Origin of the sequence: Oligoflexus sp. (assembly GCF_035638955.1) — a bacterium.
Lineage (GTDB): Bacteria > Bdellovibrionota_B > Oligoflexia > Oligoflexales > Oligoflexaceae > Oligoflexus.
Map to the genome: position 1 here is coordinate 1 of NZ_DASQYZ010000270.1, position 17,565 is coordinate 17,565.

Sequence of the window (17,565 nt, forward strand, 5' to 3'; positions counted from 1 at the left end):
GTTTCACTGTCTACGCTTAGTCCATTTCGTTACCTCCAGGGACTCAAGACTCGTTACGCGGTGGGGCTGACTTCCCCTTCCGCTGCGGGACTTTCACCCGCGAGATACACGCCGCTTATCTTGGCGCACAAAGAATGCTGAACGTAAGCTTCCGAAGTCGGACGTTGCCTCGAATTGATCGGCTAGGTAAAAGGCCAGCCCTTCCATGTTAGATCGCATTAAAAAAAACCTCCTCAGGAGGAGGATTGCATCTCCCAGGAGGCAGCTTTAGTCGATAATATAGATGACTTGATCAATTTCTAAGCATTCTTTCCGGGACCCTGCAGCTTAGCCTTGGCTTAATTAACAATTAAGCTGCTGGCTTTGAAAAGCGAACTTTCTCAATAACAGCTTTGGCGACATCATCCACTTCTATTTCATTTTGGCTATCTTCCAGCATGGCTTTAATCGAACAAGGTCGGCTTAACTCAAGTCCTAATCTCTCCATGACTAGAATTTGTGTAGAATGCTGCATTTCCCTGTTATCTCGCAGGATATTTGATAGAGATCCTTTATCCAGGCCCAGAATGGTTGCAAACTGATTAGCTTTCACACTTAAAACTTCCTGTATCGCGTTGAGCTCCGCAGAAGAAAGTGACCTCTCCTTAAACAGAACAGCACTATAATTCTTTTCTATAAAAATTAGAGCTATCGATCTCGACATTCTCCCGGGCGGGGACCGCAGGGGTAAGCATAAAAAGCATTCTCTGGTTGCTACCATTAGGCAGAAAGCGTCCTGGGGCCATTCGAGGGAATGAAGCTCGAACAGAGGAATATCGGCTAAGACAGATCCGGGAAACCGAGAGAAATCAAGGCCTGGCTCAGGAACTAAGGGACTTGAAATCGTCTGATTCCACCGACACGATACGGCGCGAACGCAGGACACTTATAATAGAGAATGAGCGGATTAATGTCGTGCTAGCAAAACACGGAATTGGTGTGGGCCAACAGAGAAGAATGAGCGGCTTCGCTATCGATCCTAATCTCAACTATCTTCTTTCACTTTTTATAGCAAAAGTTCAGGTCTCTGTTGATGTCGATCATGATATTGGATTACTTGTACTTAGCACAGGAAACAAGGGTTTTCTATCAAATGCTTTGGAGAGAATGGTTTTGTGAAGTTGAAAACTGTGGCTTTATCCTCAGGCAAAAGAGTATCCTTCATACTGATCCCGCCTTTCCATTGCGCACTCCCGGGAGTATCGGCTGGCTGCCGTGATCCTGGCCGAACCTCTATTGCTTACGTTTCCAGCTGATAGGCCAGGAATTTGAGTAAAAATGTGCTGCCATCCGAGGCGGCACTCAAGGACCTAACGTTAAAAAATGTTTCTTCCGAATTCAAATTTTGCATATCACTTCGCGTTTTTTTACAAAAAACATGATGCCAAACGGGTTCCGATTTAAAGATTGATTGTTCCCAGGTTCAGGGCGGCTCCTGCCAGGAGCTTCAAAAAATTTGCCCTTCAATATCGCACTCGAAAAACCCCACTTTTCTCGTGAGCTTTTTTTCGCTTGTTATCACCCTGTGTCGTGCGCGTGTTCCTGTGGCCGAGGGCAGCCTGCACATCCTCGAGCGGAGCACCGATGGTATCAAGACGATGGCCCGTAGAGGTCGCGCGTCCTGAGTGCGGCGAATAGCGGCGAAAACTGTCCTGCCCAATTCCGGCCCGTGCGAGTCGAGCTTTCATAAAGCCCTCTCGCGCCTATTGCCTAATCCCTAAATTGATTACGCAAGTAGGAGTGATGCCAGGGAGATGACCTGTTTCACCCTTTCAAAGGTTTGTGACTGAGCCCTCGATGCAACAGTTATTTCTTTGGAGACCTGAACCATTTCGGAGATACTCAAGCCGTGTGCCTGATGTTCACCAAGTGTCTGTTCCTTTGAGTAATAGTTTAGCTTCATTTGGACTTTGGAGGCAGGACGTGGACACCTTCCTATGTGTCTGGGGTCAACTCGAAATAGGGGGTTACTTTCGCTGGCGAGAGCTGCATGACGAAAGGTAAATTGAGTTGAACCTACATTAGTGAAGAATCAGAGGCAGGACGCTTGTCAAATCTTAAAAAGTTTTTCCTTTCATTTCCTTTTAATCCGGAGGGGCTTAACGCCATGCGCCTACTTTTTACAACAGGTGTTGCAGGTGCCTTATTCTTCATTGATTTTCGGCTCTATGCGGGAAGTGCCGGAGTCGTAGTCCACGACCAGGTGGAGACAAGTGAAACGCGTGCGACCACTGAAACCCTCATTATAGGCGACAGCATATTCGCCTTAAATGGCTTGATCGGCAGCACACTTGAGAAACTCTCGTCCCAGGATATCGATTCGTACGCAGGCATTGGTGCCGTCATGAGCGGCATTGTTCGCCAGTATCAGAGGTCGCGAGAGTATGGCTTTGCGCGGACCGTTATCATGAACGGAGGGGGCAACGATGTATTGACCAACATGGGACCTTGCCGCGCGTTTACTCAAAGCTGCGTCGCTGTTATCGACAGTGCCATAAATCAGGCCGCGGATCTTGTGGAGCAGATGGAAAGTGATGGAGTTGCAAGCATCTACTACCTCGGCTACTATTATACGACTGGCCTTGCCTCGGGCCTGGACCAAGCGATCGACTATGCAATGTTGCGCATGCCGGATATTTGCGCAGGAACTCAAATTCGCTGCGAAGTCATTGACACCCGAGATGCGATGCAAGGTGGCAGCACGATAAGCTGGGACGGAATTCACCCGAGTCGAGCGGGGTCGATAAAAATGGCTGGTTTGCTGTGGGAGAGAATGCAGGCGAATGGCACGGACTAAATTTGCCAGAGGCTTCGTCTGTTTTAACACGAGACTTCAATCAAAACAGATGCCATTGAGTGTAGCTGGAGATGGACTCCCCACCAATAATTGGAAGGGAGAAATCGATTATGGTAGGTTGATGCTCTGAGATCCAGTCGGGCCGGCATTTGCATAAAAGGCCCATGGCCAGACCGCCAAGGGCCTCTGCGTCTTCCATCCTAACGTAATCTCATATTGCCAGATCGTACCTTAGCCGTTGCAGCAGCACCTCGACTTGCCCCAGCTGCAAGACTTCATGATGTCAAACCCTCCAACATTCTGGCACCACCATTCACACTCCCTCGCCCAGTCCCAACGGCATTCGCTCGCGTACTTGCATGCCCGTCTTTCGTTAAGCACGCTAGCTCCTTTTGGTTCAGCGGGAGATGTTGGGAAATCAAGGTCGGCAGGGGCCTCTTCAATAACCTTGGGATAGTCGCCGGACTCGTCAATCATGATTTTGGGAGATAATTCCGTTTCCGCTCGGGGTGCATCGCCAATGGCAGTTGTAGACATCCCCAGAAACAAAAGCAATGAGCACGAAAACTGTTTCAATAACATAAAATAACCTCCGTTTACTAAGAATGTGCATTCTTTTCGACCGCATTTCATGGATATCCCCTTTCATGCGGATGTTGCGGCACAACATTGAGGGAGGGACTCCCCATGAAGGATTGGTAAAGCTGTTTTCTTGGGAAGTATCCTGGCAAATGCCAATCTCGGAGTTGACGGCCGTTCCTCGAAAGATCCCGCCCGGCAATCACCTCAGTCGCCTCCTGTAACTCATCCCATCAGCCCAACCCCAAATCAAGATTCAACCCCTCCTGAAGTGACCTCATTTCACCAGGAAGGTCTCGAGCGCATTGTCGTTAAGTTTTCTGAACCCGTTCAGAGAATAGACAAAATCACATATGATCCAGGTCTTGAGACTCCCACTTGGGATGAAAACCGCACAACTTTAACGGTTACCGTTGATCAAAACAAACTGGAGAAAGGCAAACCAACGGCACTCCGCCTGGCCGGTCTTGTTGATAACGCCAATGTTCGAAATCCTCGAGAGGTGGCGATACGCCTTGACGCTCAAGCGCCTTTGCTACATGGAATCGAAATCGTTGACGCCCATACTGCGCTGCTGATTCTTGACGAAGATCCGAAGATCTCAAATCAGTCGACCGTCACTCTCAACGCAAGCTTGACAGGCACTCTCTCTGCTTCGCCTTCAAGCGAAAAGCAGCTGATCGTACAAATTCCGGGAGTGGACCTGAGAGCAAGAGATAGCCACCAGCTCGTCGTTGAATGGCATCAAACAAAAGTTATAATAATGCAGGCCCTAAATATCCAGATTTGTTGCGTTTGCAAACTCTGACCGAGGAACTGTTCTGGCGGTAGAGTATTGTCTACACGCATTGGCTCTTGCGGAAGCTGATTAATTTTAAGAAGAGGCCATAGCATGAAAAAAGCGATATTAATCGGCTGTTTGATCATTGCAGTGGCTTCTCTTGTCTACTTTACGAAGTCGCCATCAAAAGAAGCAACGTCGCAAGTCACAGGCACGGGAACTCAACTGCAAAATGCTGAAAGCAATCCTGATTCACAAGTAACCCAGACAAACCTCGAAGAGATAAAACCGATTCCGGCTCTCGACAACTCTTCTCCAGAGCCAAAAGGCACCGTTTCAGCTCCTGAAAAAAATCAGGAATGGTACAAAAATTTCGAGGCTTCTTTGAGTGAAAACGCTACAGGCCAAGGACTTACCCAGGAAGTCGCTGACTGCCTTTTGTCTGCTGCCAGGCAGAATATCAATCAGGAAAACCCTCTGGACTTTGATGCGCTTTCAGACGCTTGCGCTGCCAAACATCATCTCTCCGAAGTTCAGCGCGACGCCCTTCGCAAGTCGTTTAGAAAATCCATAAGTTCAAGTCATGCCCTTATAGATATGGACAAATGGAAAGCCTGCATGCTGACCACATATAAGGCTGGAAGCTGCATTCCCGACCTTATACGAGAAAACGTCGAAGCATTTTATACCCAAAAGTCCGGCAATGCTCCGATGAAAAAAGAAGCTTTTGAGCAGGAAAGACAGACCGAAATAGAAAAGATTTTGGACATTGCCTTGAAGGAGTGCCCGAAATCTCTGGATCGACTCAATGGAGTATATGCGATTGAATGTACGTAAACTGACGAGTTTTTCAGATAGGATCCAGGCCGATATCATTAAGAGCCTTCTTGAATCGAACGAGATTCCTGTCATGGTGCAGCATGATTCAGCGATAGGTTACCCTGGCAACGCCTTCTCAGCTGACGGTTTTCACCTGTTCGTCCCAGCAAACCTATACGACGAAGCCATGGAAATGATCTCGCTCGGCACCCCCTACGGGCAGGATTGAAGGGCCTCACCTTTAACTTCCACGCATAAAGCCACGGGAAGTGCCTCATGCAAGATAAGCCCTAAACGATTGAAGAGCAGCCTGGCCTTGACTCCTATGGGGAGAAGTATGGGGCCGCCTGGTTCCGATAAAACCTCAAGGCCGTCTGCGGTGACGCCGACCAGCAGGTCCGCTTCCTGCGCCCCCGGCCGGAGTTTTACGGAAGCTTCCACAAACAGGTCGGAACCCGACAGCACGGCCACCTCGAGTCCGGCCAGGAAAGGCTTCTCCACATGCCAAGCCGGTTGCGCCAGCTGATATTCCTGGAGCGCCTGAGCGAGTTCATTGCTGTTAATCGACAGACGATAGCTCAGCTGACCCATGGCCTGCTTTCGTAAATTGACCCAGGCCTGAAACCAGGCATCTTCGAAGGCCGCATCGTCCACATCAGTCGCGAAAGCGAAGCCCTGATTTTCCAGGATTTCTTTGATCCCGCTGAGCAGGAAACGGCGGCGTTCATTCGTGAGCACGGAATCTCCCCTAAGTTCCAGAGCCAGTGCGCGGATATCCTGATTCGCATTGACCTTGGCTTGGGCGAGTGTAAGCTTTAAGTCAGAAAGTTTAAGAGTCGGCTTTAGGGGTGGGATGAGCAGAAAATTCGATTCGACCTTCACTCCAATCAAACTTTTTAACTGGCTTTGGGCGGAAGGACTGATTTGATTGCTGAGCACGCTCTCCTCATAAGCCGGCAGCCCCGTATAGTAGAAACCGTCGCTGAACACGCCGAATTTGATGGGGCCGAAGCTGAATCCACGGAGCTCAGGTTTTGGACACGTGCCTTGGGACATTGCTGTAGAAGGTCCTGCCGTGCTTATTGTATTGCTATTGCCGATCAATTCGTCATCCAGATCTGCAATTTCCTTACTGGTATCCTTGACAGTTTTGGTCAGATTCGCAATATGGGCCGCGTTGGCAACCGCTTTGGCGTCCGCCTCAGCGCAACTGCTAAACTGGTCCTGCTTGAGGATATTAAGCCTTTCGACGGCAGCTCTTTCATCACTGCGCAGGCTTGCGTATTCTGCCAGCGCCCCATCCAGAGCCTTCTTTTCGGCGTCGCACTTGACTGGTCCACCCCGAATCCTGCAGCAATTGGACCATTCATCCTTTACCGTCTGCACACGGACACGGCTATCGATCAGTGCACTGCTGGAGGCGGTGACGATTTCGGTTTGGCTGGCTGTCTGAGTTGTTTTCTGCGAACAAACGGCGGCTGCCTTGTTGTTGGTTTCGATCACTGACGCCAGCAGATCCTGACTACTCCCCAGCTGTTTTATCAACCAGAGCCGTGATTCTGCCAGCAGAGATTCTCCAGCGAGCTCCGTCTCCACTGCGGTGCAGTTGGCGGCCATTGAGACTTCCTCGGCCGAGGCCCGGATCCAGGACGTCATTAATATCAAAACCGCGGCGTAGTGAACCTTCCTGCGTTGTTCCATACTGTTTCCTTTCCTTTATAGCTGGAGCAAGGGTTTAAGCCCCTGCTCGAGGTTCTGGACGATGGCTTGCCATTCCTGCGCTTTGGCCTGTTCCCGACGCGTTTGTTTTGAGAAATCTCGCAAAAAGCCTGCTGACTGATGCCCAGATCGTGGCAAATATCCGCTGCTTTTTCAACGGATTCCTGATGCCTGATGGCAATAAAGTTATTCAGATACTTCACCGCCGGAGCTCAATGTCGGTTGAATATTCATGATTGAAAGCCTTGAGGCCAGAGGCGTTGGCTCCTGATTTGTCTGCGTTGATCTTTTCTGGCACTCCATGCTGACGAATGGCCCTTTTCAAAAACCCCATGGCCGCTTTCTGACCCCGCTTTGCCAACAAAAGGAAGTGCCGTCCTCTGAAGCTCAGTGCCATAATCACTCCCTGGGCAGGGTGAACTTGCGAATATGACGAGTCCCAGGTCAAAATACCAGATTTTTTGCAACAGAACCCACGCGGGGTGATCGTGGGAATCACTTCCCATCGCGAACACCACCGTAGCACCATTTTTCCAATACGATTCGCATCCTTAAAGCAACGCCGCGCTCTTTCTTCGTGCCTGGACACTATCACACGCTGGGCGATCATTGAAGCCTCCAATGATATCGATGTCTTGGGAGGTTACGGTGGAAACGTGCTCGCTAGTGCCTACTTCCATTATCGCGTGAAGATAGTGATCCTTTTGGGAAGTTCGAGTGGCGTATTTTTTGTAAGGTTAAAACAACCCTTCACGAGGATTTGCCATGAATCTGCACGGTGGATTGCGAAACAGAAAGAAGAGAATGTGGTCCTGACTGTTTCTCTACGCGACATCCTTCGGCGTGGGCTTTTGGTTGGGACTGTTGCTCTCTGAATTGGTCGCGCGCATGCCGCGATTGTGGAGTTGAACGATGAACGCGATTCAGAAATCACTTTTGATCATTGGCTTCTTTGCACTCGTTGTGGCTTGCAAATCGAAGCCGCCTGCAGCCACAGGTTATAAAGCGAGGTTGGATGAGGGTCGAGGAGCTGCGGGCAGTAATATCGTTGTTCAAGGCACGATGCTGTGGAATACAAAGTGCATGGGCTGCCACGGACCCTTGGCAACGACCGATAAGCTTCGCTCCATGAAGACGAAACAGGAAGTCTTGGATGCGAAACTGGGGCAGCCAGCTCATGATTCAGTGACCTGGCCCAATGACAATGAGGCAACAGCACTTGTGAAAGTGCTTAATCCCTAGCGGCGCCTGGGGTTCTGTTGCGCCTGGGTAAATCCTTACTATTATAAAGGAAACCTCGGGAGGCCGACCGCAAGCTCAATGAAGGCGCCACCCAGGCTGAATGCGATCGCCTGAAGTGTAGAACTTCTGGCTCGATCTGACTTTGTCTGTAAGATTCTGAAACCCCAGACCGGTCCTCATCCTCGCCTCACACCGCTGCTGGTGCCTCATTCTTTCCAGATGGTATGACCTCCAAGCTGCCACAAGGATAGCCATTTCCGCAAAAAGTCGTGAAAAGCCCTCGCCCTCCTCAAGCCAATGGGAATGGGTACGAAACTTGTTACGTGGCGATGTTTGCCTTCATGTCGGCGGCAGAGGGAGAGTCTCTTGCACAGGATCGAGTCCTTCCAATTTAAGGTTCGATTTCGTGTGAGGTTCATGATCGTCGCGCTCCTTCTCTTTGCGGTAGAGGTGTACGCTGGGGTTGATGATTCGGTCGACCTTAATGATTTTAGAGCGCTTGAAATCCAGATGAAGGATAACCCCTCCTGGGTGATAGACTGGCTCAAACGCAATCTGACTGGTATCGATCGGAAGCACAGCCCCAAGGCCTGGGTCAGGGCAATCTTTGCTTACGGACAGTTGAATGACGATGGTTTTGATGAATTAATTCCGACTCAGGACGTACAGAAAGCAACAGCCCTGGCCTTGAAGCTGAAGCTGTATGTGGAATGGAGTGCTATACGCGCTCAAACGATTAACGGCAGCGAGGATTCGCAGGATAGAAAGCTTGCCGGCCTTGCGAAATTAATTGATGAATTACGCATCCAGGGTGATGAACAGGCTCTGACGTATGCGCTGGCCGTGTACGCAGCTAAAATGGTGGTTCACCGTGATTTGAATCATGCCATGCGCCTCCTTCATGAGGCTCAGGATCTCCTCAATCGTCAGCCTCAAAGCTGTGTTTTTGTTTTCGATACGGTCAAAAGTTTCATGGCCATGGCCCTCCTCTACCAGGGCCAGCGGGATGCTGCAATAGGCACCTATCAGAGTATGGAGCAACTTTTTCGAAAGCTGGGTATTCGGGCCGCACGCGCCAGGGTTCTTTACAGTTTAGGTCTCGCCGTCTTCAGAAAAGAGGAGAAGCAGGGCAGCACCAGCGCTGAGCCGTATTTTAGAGAATCGCTCCGGCTGGCCACGGAGATTGGAGCCAAAGCGGACATAGCATCAAGCTTTTACGGGTTGAGCCTCGTCAAACTGCTCGAAAAAAAGCCTGAGGAAGCCCGGCTCCTGGCTCAAAACTCACTGAAACTCTACAGTGAATTGGAAGACAGTTTATGGATTGCCTATCTGGAAAAGCAGCTGGCGCGGGTGGAATTGGATGCCGGTTATTATGCCAAGGCACTGGTTCATGCTGAGAGAGCGCAGAGCCAGGAAATGCTCAGTGACAAAACCCACCAAAACTCACTTGAATATGTACAGTACAAGGCCCACCTGGGGCTGAGCGACACCAAAAAGGCCCTGACGTTTCTCAAGAAGTATATGGAGAGCTTCGAGCAAATCGCCGCCAAAAAGGAAAAGGAGGAGTACAATCGCGCGGCGGTGAATCTTGGGCTCCAGTATGAAGTCGAGCGCAATGCAGCACTGGCAAAACAGAATGAGATGCAGTTCGAGCAGATTCACCTTCTCAACAAATTTCGCATCGTCTCCATCGCGGCCATTTCGCTCACCCTCCTGGTCCTCTGTGTGCTCTATGTCGTGCAGCGCCAGTCCCGCGAACTTCGGGCCAGCCGCGAGGTCATTGAAAGCAGCCGACAGGACATGCGCTCGATCCTCGATAACATTAAAATTGGCGTCTTCAGCATTTCCGATCCGCTTCATTTCCGGGTGGACCCGGAACGCTCCAAAAGCCTTCAGAATGTGCTGGGGGCGGACCCAGGTGAGGACTATACGATTGACAGTCTGCTCCTGGACCACTCCAATCTGGATCGGAACAGAATTGATACGATCCATTCGTGTCTGGCCGGAGCCATTGGTGAGAATGCCGTCAACTTCGAAATGAACTCCGAGCAGTTCCCGAGCGAGCTCGTGGTGCATGTGGGGGGTCAAAGACGGATCATCGATCTCGACTGGAGCGTCACCCTTAAAAGCGATGGTGAGACCGTCCAGCGTGTTCTGGTCTCCTGCCGTGATGCAACTGATCTACGAGCCTATCAGGAAGCCTCCATGGTTCAGAGGCGGGAGCTGGGTCTTATCGAGGAGCTCATGCAGATCCCCCATGAGCGCTTTCTGCTGTTTTGCGCCTCGGTTCGCAAGGCTGTCGAGGAGAATCGGCAGATCCTCGGAACGATTGCCGGTATGGAACGTTCATGGCTGGAGCGGGCTCTTAAGATGATCTTCATCAACCTTCACACAATCAAGGGCGGGGCGAGAACCCTTGGATTCAAGGAGCTGGCACTTTCCATTCATCAGGCGGAAGGCGTCGTAATTCAGATTCGGGCAGGAAGCCTGCCCTTGGACACGGAAAGCCTGCTCAAGGATTTCTCGGAAATCATCAGCCGCATCGACGAATATGCCTTGATAGCGAAGGAAAAGCTCAACCGTAACGATGCCGCGGTCGAGAATGTCAGCCTCAGCCGCTCCTATCTGAAAACTCTGTTGGATGGACTTTTGACTAGAGAATTATTGACGTATCAGAAGCTTGAGCCCTTGATGGGCGCAGCCTATGTTCCCGCCAGCCGCCTCGTCCATGAGGCCGAGGCTCTTCTGCCCCGGCTCGCGAGGGACCTGGAAAAGCCTCTGCCGCAGGTCCATAAAATCGGGTTTGACGGAATTTTCCTGGATCATGAGTGTTACACGATATTGACCGATTCCCTGAAGCACCTGATCCGTAACAGCATGGATCACGGCATAGAGTCTCCTGAAGAGCGCTCAGACCGGGGAAAACCTGAAAGTGGGACTTTCACCTTTGAAGCAGGTCTGACGGCAGAGGGTGACTGCATCCTGAGTCTGTCGGACGATGGCCGTGGGCTGGCCCTCGGGAAAATCAGGGCCATTGGAGTTTCCAAGGGGATCCTCAACGCCCATCAGAAGTATGAACCAGGTGATATTGCCGAACTCATCTTCAAGGAGGGATTTTCCACGGCCTCGACCGTGACCGAAATTTCCGGCCGCGGCGTTGGGATGGGAGCGGTTCAGGAATTCATTGGCCGGCTAGGCGGGAGTCTTCAAATCGAATTTATGGGGGACGCCGGTGAAGAGTATGCTCGTTTCAAATTTTCCATTCGCATCCCTGCTGAGCATATAAGACAGCTTACAGCGAATGAAGGAAGTGGTTCTGAAATCAATCTGCACATGGCCACCTGATATGCAGGATTTGGAACTCAGTCTGACACAACGCGCTCCCGCAGTCGGGTGTGTAAGGACTCGGGATCCTTTTGGCGCTCGATTGCCGATTTGACCAAGCGGAATGAGAAAAGACGCCATCGGCGCCACCTCTTATCACCTATAATGGTGGCCGCCTCGAGGTGAATCTCAAGAAGTCTGTGCTGTCTTTTGCGGCAAAACGGGATCAGTAAGCGGCGGGAAATGTTTGCGACCGAGCCAATAAAACCGAAAAATAGGGAAATTTCTAGCAGGAGCTGGTGGCAAAGTTGCGAAGGATGTTTGGAATAAAGGTAGCTCCAACAAACTACCCGATCAAGCGCATTGCATAAGAGCAAAAGCTCTTATGCAGATCATGAATGCGACGAGTTCATTGGAAGATTTGAAGTCTAAAGCGCATCCCCCGGACATAAGAGTTCATAGCCTTACAGGTGATCGCGCTGGCCAGTTAGCTATAGATATCAATAAGACAAGTGGTTGGCGTACTGTTTTTGTGTGGAGGGACAATATTTTCCATGATGTTGAGATCGTCAATTACCACTAAGAGAGGTTGTTTTGGATAGGCTTTTAGCAGATCGTTGCACCTGGCAGAAGGTGGGAACTCCGCCGGCGAGCACCAGTCGATCGCCAATCCAGGATGATCCTGGCGCTTTCAGGTGATGGTGATGAAGAAAGGCCCCATCATGGAATCGACCGTCCCTAAATTTTTCACGCCCCAACTCTATAAGCTCCTGCATTTTAACAGGCTTGGTGAGGTAGGCGTTGCATCCAGCCTGGCGACACCGCTCCCTTCTCTTCGCGCATGGCGTAGGCCGTCAGGGTCACGATAGGACGTTCGTAGCCTTCATTGCGCAGCTTAGCGGTAGCCTCATAGCCGTCGAGCTTGGGCATCTGGATGTCCATCAAAACCACATCATAATCCCCGGCCTGCGCCATCGTCACGGCTTCTTCGCCGTCGCCCGCGACATCAACTGTGGCTCCAGCTCGGGTCAGATATTTGGCCACCAGACATGGATTGTCGAGCGTGTCATCGGCAGGAAGGACTTTCGCCCCTTCAAGCTGGGACGAGCTTATTTTCGTCTGTTGCGCAGCTTCGGTGGGAGGAACCTTGTCATTCAAGCCCTCCAGCGCCACTTTCCGGGGCCCTGCTATGAGGACATCTTCATGGATCAAAAGGCCATTTTGAAAGCTGATGAAAAAAGGGTGGAGACATGCTCCACCTTCCCTCTGTTACCTGACGGCAAACCTTTTATGGGTTTGCAAGGCTGGCGGCATAATTCAGATCGCCACCTAATTTAACGTTCTCGGTTTTCTGCTGATTCCCGCTCGTGACAGTGATTTTGTAGGTACCCTTGAACCCACGCAATGAAACCTTGCCATTGGCGTCCGCCGTGAGCTCAGTGGTCGGCGTCCACCATTCACCGAATACCAGATCAATAAAAGGTGTGGCAAACGGTTTCAGATTCCAGTTGATATCGAAGAGGGGAGCCTTCTTTGAGGTTCCGTCCCAGAAACCCCACATGAGAAAGCCATCAGCGTGTTCGTAGCTGAAGGTCGCGGTCAGGATGTCGCGGAAATAGTCGCGCTGGATATCATCCGGCGCGAGCGTGGCATTGTCGTACTCGGTGATCTTTATTTTTCCGCCGAGGGACGCAACATGGTAGTCCTCGAAGTGCTCAAGCATTTCCGCAGGTGGGATCAGATAACGGAAATGCGCCTGGAGGCCTACGCCGTCCACCTTCGCGGCACTGCCGCTGGCCCTGAGACCGTTGGCGATTTCCTGCACATAGGATTTATAGCGATCGCTTTTAACGTAGAAGTTGGTCAACTGCGCTTCGTTCACATAAGCCTTGACGTCTGGCGCCAGCTCCTTGACTTTCTTGAAAAGGTCCAGATAAATTTCCCGGCCCGTAGGGTAACCAGGTGAACCCTTGAAGGTGTTGGCAATGTCCACGTTGCCGGTTGGCTCATTGAGGACGTCCCATTCTTTGATAAGGCCAAGTTCCGGATGGTCAGGATTTTTGAGCATTGTATTCAAGTGACCATTGATACGATCCTTGATCTCCTGCAGGGATTTGCCCTTCAGGTTGGCAGGCGAGTTCCCCCAACCGGGCCACAAGAGCGTGTGCCCACGTACCTGAATCCCCCTATCCACGAGCCATTTGACTGTCCTGGCATTGTCGGCATTGGAAACTGGCCATTTGTTTTCCCATTCCTTCCATTTATGGCCATTTTCGAACACAACGGCATTGAAGCCATGGCCTTTGCCATCAAGATTCAGTAACTTTTCCTGATATGCCTTATCCTGCTTCTTATTGCCGGCGATTCGATCCTCCTGGATGGCTGTGCCGAATGCAAACTCATGGCGCAGCATTTCAATACGAACCTTGGCATTGGGAACCGCTTGGCCGTTGGCATTCCGGACTGTGACTTCCAGATTGGCCTTGCGGAATTTTTCAATGCGCTCCTGGGCCGCCTTGCGCCAGGGGGCATTGGCTTCCCGTCCAACGTATTCATCGTTGCTTTGAATAGGAAGTGAGGCCATCGCATAAGACTTGCCGTAGTTGATGGCTGTCACGCCACCCACCTGAATGGTTTGTTTGGCAACACCTAATTCGACCGTGAATTTAGCGCCACCGGCAGGAATATCCTGCGTTACCTGAACAGGTAAAATGTATCGCTTCCACTCTGTCCCGATCCTTTGTTCGAACGTTCTAAATTTTGTGTAAGGCGAGGAAGATAGCATAAATTCGAAATTTCCCAGCCCAATCTGATTTGGACCGGAGACGGTACGGGCCCAGAAAATCAGCAGCAGGCGGTCACCAGCCCGAATTGCATGCTTCGTGGACAGTTCAAATCCAGCGTCCCAAGCCTTTTCCGGCACATTGGAAATTGCAAGCTCTACTGCTCTGGCAAACGGTTTGCCACTCACCTTGACAATTGATTTTGTGCCGCCGCCTGCCTTCAGGTCTTCTATATTGCCCGCTTCATCTGAGGAAAATATCGGGCTGCCTCCCTTAATCTTATACCTCTCGAGCAGCAGGTTCGTAGTCCAGGCTTCATAGGTGGCACCGGTGATTTCGCTGTCATCAGCCTTGTCATCGACCTTGTCATCGACCTTGTCACCACCCTTGTCTGGTTCTGAAGACACTGACTCGGGCGAATTTTGACTCGAAACTTGATCATCGACTTGAGGTCCACGGGACCTGCGATCATCCGATTCTTCTCGAGCACAGGCAAACGAACAGAGGAAAACTACCGCAGCAATGGAACTTAATTTCAACTTCCTCATCAACATCCTCACTTTCAAGGCCAGAAATATTAAGATTTCCAATCCTCGACTCTGGCGTCTTCACATATAGAGAGCTTGTGAGTCGCGGTTTTGCTTGAACCTGCGCTTCATTGCTTTGACTTTCTGTAACAATGCCACCTGGTCGACGGTTTAAGCCTGGATACAAGGAATATTCGACTGGATTTAGCAATGATTCCGATCATTAAAAAAACTTGATCGCCGCGGGCTCTGCGTGTGACATGAATGTATTGGAAACGTCCTTCTCTACGGACGGCAGATCGATCATGTTTGGAGGCATTGATAATCCTGGTGCCAACTTGCTTGATAATCTACATCCTGGAATACTGGATTTCTCTCAATCGCAGGCAGGTCTGATAGCCTGCAAAATGGGCCTTTGGCAAGGAATTGCGAAGTGATTTTTCCTTTGTGAGCTCTCAAGCCTATCCAGGGTGAGCTCTACAATAACGCTACGCATTCCAGCCTGTGAAGCCAAGTGTAAGTGTACAGAGACAGGTGTCGCGCTTCCCGACACGCCCGGAGTGAGAACTTGGCCAACATCGTTACTTTAATTCATATCTTTCTCTCTGGTTTGTTTCCTGCTCCTCGTCACTTAACGTGGTCTGGCCACGCCGTGATGAGAGACAAGGTCGATAATCATGGTGGCTGTGGTATTGCGAAAAAAATTCCAGCGATTCGTCGCGTATTAATCGAGAAACCATTTGATCATATTCGCACGGATGTGCAAAGCGTAAGCAATTTCATCTATTATATTGCAGTTGGTAGTGGGAGAGAATTTGTTCTATCTCTATCGGAAATGTTTGACTGTCGCGGATTGGTTAAGGAGCCGTAATATGTTCAAGTCAATGGTATTGCTGTCTGCTGCTATTTTTCTGACTTCTTGTGGAGTGGGGTCCAAGCCTCACAAGAATCCTGAAACAATAAACACTTCGAATCAGGAAACTGATCGAAGTGTGGTCACTGGTCAGAACCTGATCTGCACGGCATCATCCGACGAAGGGCGTGAGGCCTATTCCCAGTTCTGTGCCGGCTGCCATGGGGTTGATGCGAAGGGCGGAAGCTCCAACGGCAAAACATACCCCCAGATCCTCAATACCAATAAAACTGCCGAGCAGTTCAAGGAAATCGTTCGTTCCGGGCTCAACGCAGGAATGCCCGCGTTCTCAGGAGACCGCCTGGCGGACGCAAAAATTTCAGCGATCTATGCGATCCTCACCAGCGGAACGTCTGCGGGGGGTGGAAATAGCCAGTGTGTTCCTGCCGAAGATATCAGTCCTGAAAAACTCAAAGAGTATCTGTCGGTAGGGCTGGCTACGTTCCGTAAAATGGGGCATGACGGCCTGGCCTGTGTGAACTGCCACTCACCCGACGGCATAGACCTGGCTCGAATCGGATATTCTGATTCCACCATCCTGCGGCGCGCGCTGAGCCACCTTGATGCCGAGGACGGCCAAAAGATAGTTCAGTATATTCATGCCTTGCGGAAAAAGAACAATTTCACGACTCTCTTCGATCCAAAAACGTTCCGTCCGTTTCAACCCGGTGGTGAATCACTGCCCGGCGCCACCCTTATTGAAAGAGATGTGGCCTTCGGAGCGAGCCTCAAGCAGGCGCATAAGCTTAAGTTCGTGGCGGATGCACCTATCCTTTCCGTTGGTGACGCCAAGGCAGCAGCTGATGAAATCCTGAACATCAATCTTCACAACCTGAAGGTTGGCATCGATTTCGACCGGTGGACGTCCGATGAATTCAACGGTGAGGAATTCCGCTCCTTTTCCGAATGGATTCCTACCACCGGCTTTGTCGAGCGCGAACCGTCGGGTGAGCAAAAGGGAGCGATTGGTGAAAGCGATCCCGCGATCACTAAGAGCTGGTTTCAGATCCAGGATGAGTATCTGGCGGATCCAACGGATGCGAACTTCTGGAAGATGTTTGACTGGTCTTTTGCGAAGCTGAGACATAAAGAACCTTCCTTCTCAGGATCGGCGCTGAACTATATCAGCCTCCGCCGTTATCATTCGATGCTGATCGGCCAGCACATGCTGCGCAAAGGCACCAATGTGATGCCGGACGCTTTGACGAATGTCGCCTACCGCAACAAGGAACATCACCTGAATCACCGCCACTCTTTCTGGGAGCTGGGGGATGTGGCACGAGCCAGCGTTTTCCGTACCGGTGAGGACAAGGGGCCATGCTTCCTGACGGCAGAATGCATGGGGGTCCCAGCAGCTGATGCCATGCGTTCCAAACTGCCTTCTCTTGCGTACTCCAGGGACCGGGTCCGTCGGTATTACCAGGGTGATGGATTCGCCGACGATGTCTATCCACTGCGTGCAACCGAACTTGATCTCCGCAGCACCTGGTTCTGGCTCGGTTGGATCAATGAACCCGCTCAACTTTTATCGCAGGACAGCGGTTCGAACTTGAGCTGTGAGTATTTCTGCGGTCTGATGCCGAATTTTCATCGGACGTTCTCCACCCTGCGCATGAATCTTGAACGAGGCTATCGCGCGGATCTCAATCCAACACTTATCAAAGGCCTCGACGCGCCGGCTGGAACTCAACTTCGATTTTTCTCCAGATGGGGTAATCCTGGCTATTTCTTCTGTACGGCCAGTTTCTGTAACATTGATAGCGATTATCCATATGCCAAGGGCTCGAGCGAGGACAAGCTTTTCAGAAGGGCCTATTCCAATGCAATGCTGACCGTGCTCTATCTGCGCCTCGACGAGCTCAAGCGCTTACGCGGTATCAGTGGAAATCGGGACAGCAAGGGTGAGGCGAAAGCCAAACTCATCGCCGAGCTGCCACTCATCAAGACAAGGCTCACGAAACTTCAACCCGATCTGGCTGGTAATGCTGCGGTTGAACTTCTGTTTAGTGAAACGAAGTCAGCGCTCGAAGCCGCGCAGGAAT

Annotated in this window: 14 protein-coding genes; 9 read left to right on the forward strand and 5 right to left on the reverse strand. The window is 50.9% G+C overall.

What is annotated here, in order from left to right:
* Nucleotides 1–349: 349 nt before the first annotated feature.
* Nucleotides 350–592 carry a hypothetical protein gene (locus VE954_RS24705; RefSeq protein ID WP_324957849.1) on the reverse strand — a complete coding sequence of 81 codons (243 nt, stop codon included), beginning with the start codon at nt 590–592 and terminating at the stop codon, nt 350–352.
* Nucleotides 593–876: 284 nt separating this feature from the next.
* On the opposite strand from VE954_RS24705, the gene VE954_RS24710 reads away from it, so the two are divergent.
* Nucleotides 877–1,158, forward strand: coding sequence for a hypothetical protein (locus VE954_RS24710; protein ID WP_324957851.1), 282 nt, complete (start codon nt 877–879; stop codon nt 1,156–1,158).
* A gap of 344 nt (nt 1,159–1,502) precedes the next feature.
* On the opposite strand, the gene VE954_RS24715 is transcribed toward VE954_RS24710, so the two are convergent.
* On the reverse strand, nt 1,503–1,727 hold the full coding sequence (locus VE954_RS24715) for a hypothetical protein (protein ID WP_324957853.1): 225 nt from the start codon (nt 1,725–1,727) through the stop codon (nt 1,503–1,505).
* Nucleotides 1,728–2,146: 419 nt separating this feature from the next.
* Here VE954_RS24715 and VE954_RS24720 point away from each other — a divergent pair, with 419 nt between their 5' ends.
* From VE954_RS24720 to VE954_RS24735, 4 genes are all read left to right on the forward strand, one after another.
* Nucleotides 2,147–2,836 (forward strand): SGNH/GDSL hydrolase family protein, encoded by a 690-nt coding sequence (locus VE954_RS24720; RefSeq protein ID WP_324957855.1) that lies wholly within the window; start codon nt 2,147–2,149, stop codon nt 2,834–2,836.
* Nucleotides 2,837–3,548: 712 nt separating this feature from the next.
* Complete coding sequence (locus VE954_RS24725) at nt 3,549–4,223, forward strand: hypothetical protein (RefSeq protein WP_324957857.1); 675 nt, start codon at nt 3,549–3,551, stop codon at nt 4,221–4,223.
* 84 nt (nt 4,224–4,307) lie between these two features.
* Entirely contained in the window at nt 4,308–5,033 is a 726-nt protein-coding gene (locus VE954_RS24730) for a hypothetical protein (RefSeq protein WP_324957859.1), read from the forward strand.
* Complete coding sequence (locus VE954_RS24735) at nt 5,014–5,244, forward strand: putative signal transducing protein (protein WP_324957861.1); 231 nt, start codon at nt 5,014–5,016, stop codon at nt 5,242–5,244. Before VE954_RS24730 ends, VE954_RS24735 begins: the two co-directional genes overlap by 20 nt.
* On the opposite strand, the gene VE954_RS24740 is transcribed toward VE954_RS24735, so the two are convergent.
* A complete protein-coding gene (locus VE954_RS24740; protein ID WP_324957863.1) occupies nt 5,229–6,716 on the reverse strand; it encodes a hypothetical protein in 1,488 nt (495 codons plus the stop codon). The genes VE954_RS24735 and VE954_RS24740 overlap by 16 nt on opposite strands.
* Before the next feature lie 930 nt (nt 6,717–7,646).
* On the opposite strand from VE954_RS24740, the gene VE954_RS24745 reads away from it, so the two are divergent.
* The gene (locus VE954_RS24745; protein WP_324957865.1) at nt 7,647–7,976 is read left to right on the forward strand and encodes a hypothetical protein; all 330 of its coding nucleotides are present in this window, start codon (nt 7,647–7,649) and stop codon (nt 7,974–7,976) included.
* 366 nt (nt 7,977–8,342) lie between these two features.
* Nucleotides 8,343–11,321 (forward strand): ATP-binding protein, encoded by a 2,979-nt coding sequence (locus VE954_RS24750; protein WP_324957867.1) that lies wholly within the window; start codon nt 8,343–8,345, stop codon nt 11,319–11,321.
* Nucleotides 11,322–12,077: 756 nt separating this feature from the next.
* Here VE954_RS24750 and VE954_RS24755 read toward each other — a convergent pair.
* Together VE954_RS24755 and VE954_RS24760 are read right to left on the reverse strand one after the other, a co-directional pair.
* On the reverse strand, nt 12,078–12,458 hold the full coding sequence (locus VE954_RS24755) for a response regulator (protein WP_324957869.1): 381 nt from the start codon (nt 12,456–12,458) through the stop codon (nt 12,078–12,080).
* 130 nt (nt 12,459–12,588) lie between these two features.
* Nucleotides 12,589–14,631 (reverse strand): endo-1,4-beta-xylanase, encoded by a 2,043-nt coding sequence (locus VE954_RS24760; protein WP_324957871.1) that lies wholly within the window; start codon nt 14,629–14,631, stop codon nt 12,589–12,591.
* A gap of 547 nt (nt 14,632–15,178) precedes the next feature.
* On the opposite strand from VE954_RS24760, the gene VE954_RS24765 reads away from it, so the two are divergent.
* Both VE954_RS24765 and VE954_RS24770 read left to right on the forward strand, forming a co-directional pair.
* A complete protein-coding gene (locus tag VE954_RS24765) occupies nt 15,179–15,481 on the forward strand; it encodes a hypothetical protein (RefSeq protein WP_324957873.1) in 303 nt (100 codons plus the stop codon).
* Between the two features lie 121 nt (nt 15,482–15,602).
* A partial coding sequence (locus VE954_RS24770; protein WP_324957875.1) for a cytochrome c occupies nt 15,603–17,565 on the forward strand: 1,963 nt, incomplete at its 3' end.

Excerpts from the sequence above, each read along its gene's own strand:
- VE954_RS24745 (WP_324957865.1), top strand. The coding sequence starts at position 7,647 with ATGAACGCGATTCAGAAATCACTTTTGATCATTGGCTTCTTTGCACTC.
- VE954_RS24720 (WP_324957855.1), top strand. The coding sequence starts at position 2,147 with ATGCGCCTACTTTTTACAACAGGTGTTGCAGGTGCCTTATTCTTCATT.
- VE954_RS24735 (WP_324957861.1), top strand. The coding sequence starts at position 5,014 with ATGCGATTGAATGTACGTAAACTGACGAGTTTTTCAGATAGGATCCAG.
- VE954_RS24730 (WP_324957859.1), top strand. The coding sequence starts at position 4,308 with ATGAAAAAAGCGATATTAATCGGCTGTTTGATCATTGCAGTGGCTTCT.
- VE954_RS24715 (WP_324957853.1), bottom strand. The coding sequence starts at position 1,727 with ATGAAAGCTCGACTCGCACGGGCCGGAATTGGGCAGGACAGTTTTCGC.
- VE954_RS24740 (WP_324957863.1), bottom strand. The coding sequence starts at position 6,716 with ATGGAACAACGCAGGAAGGTTCACTACGCCGCGGTTTTGATATTAATG.
- VE954_RS24760 (WP_324957871.1), bottom strand. The coding sequence starts at position 14,631 with ATGAGGAAGTTGAAATTAAGTTCCATTGCTGCGGTAGTTTTCCTCTGT.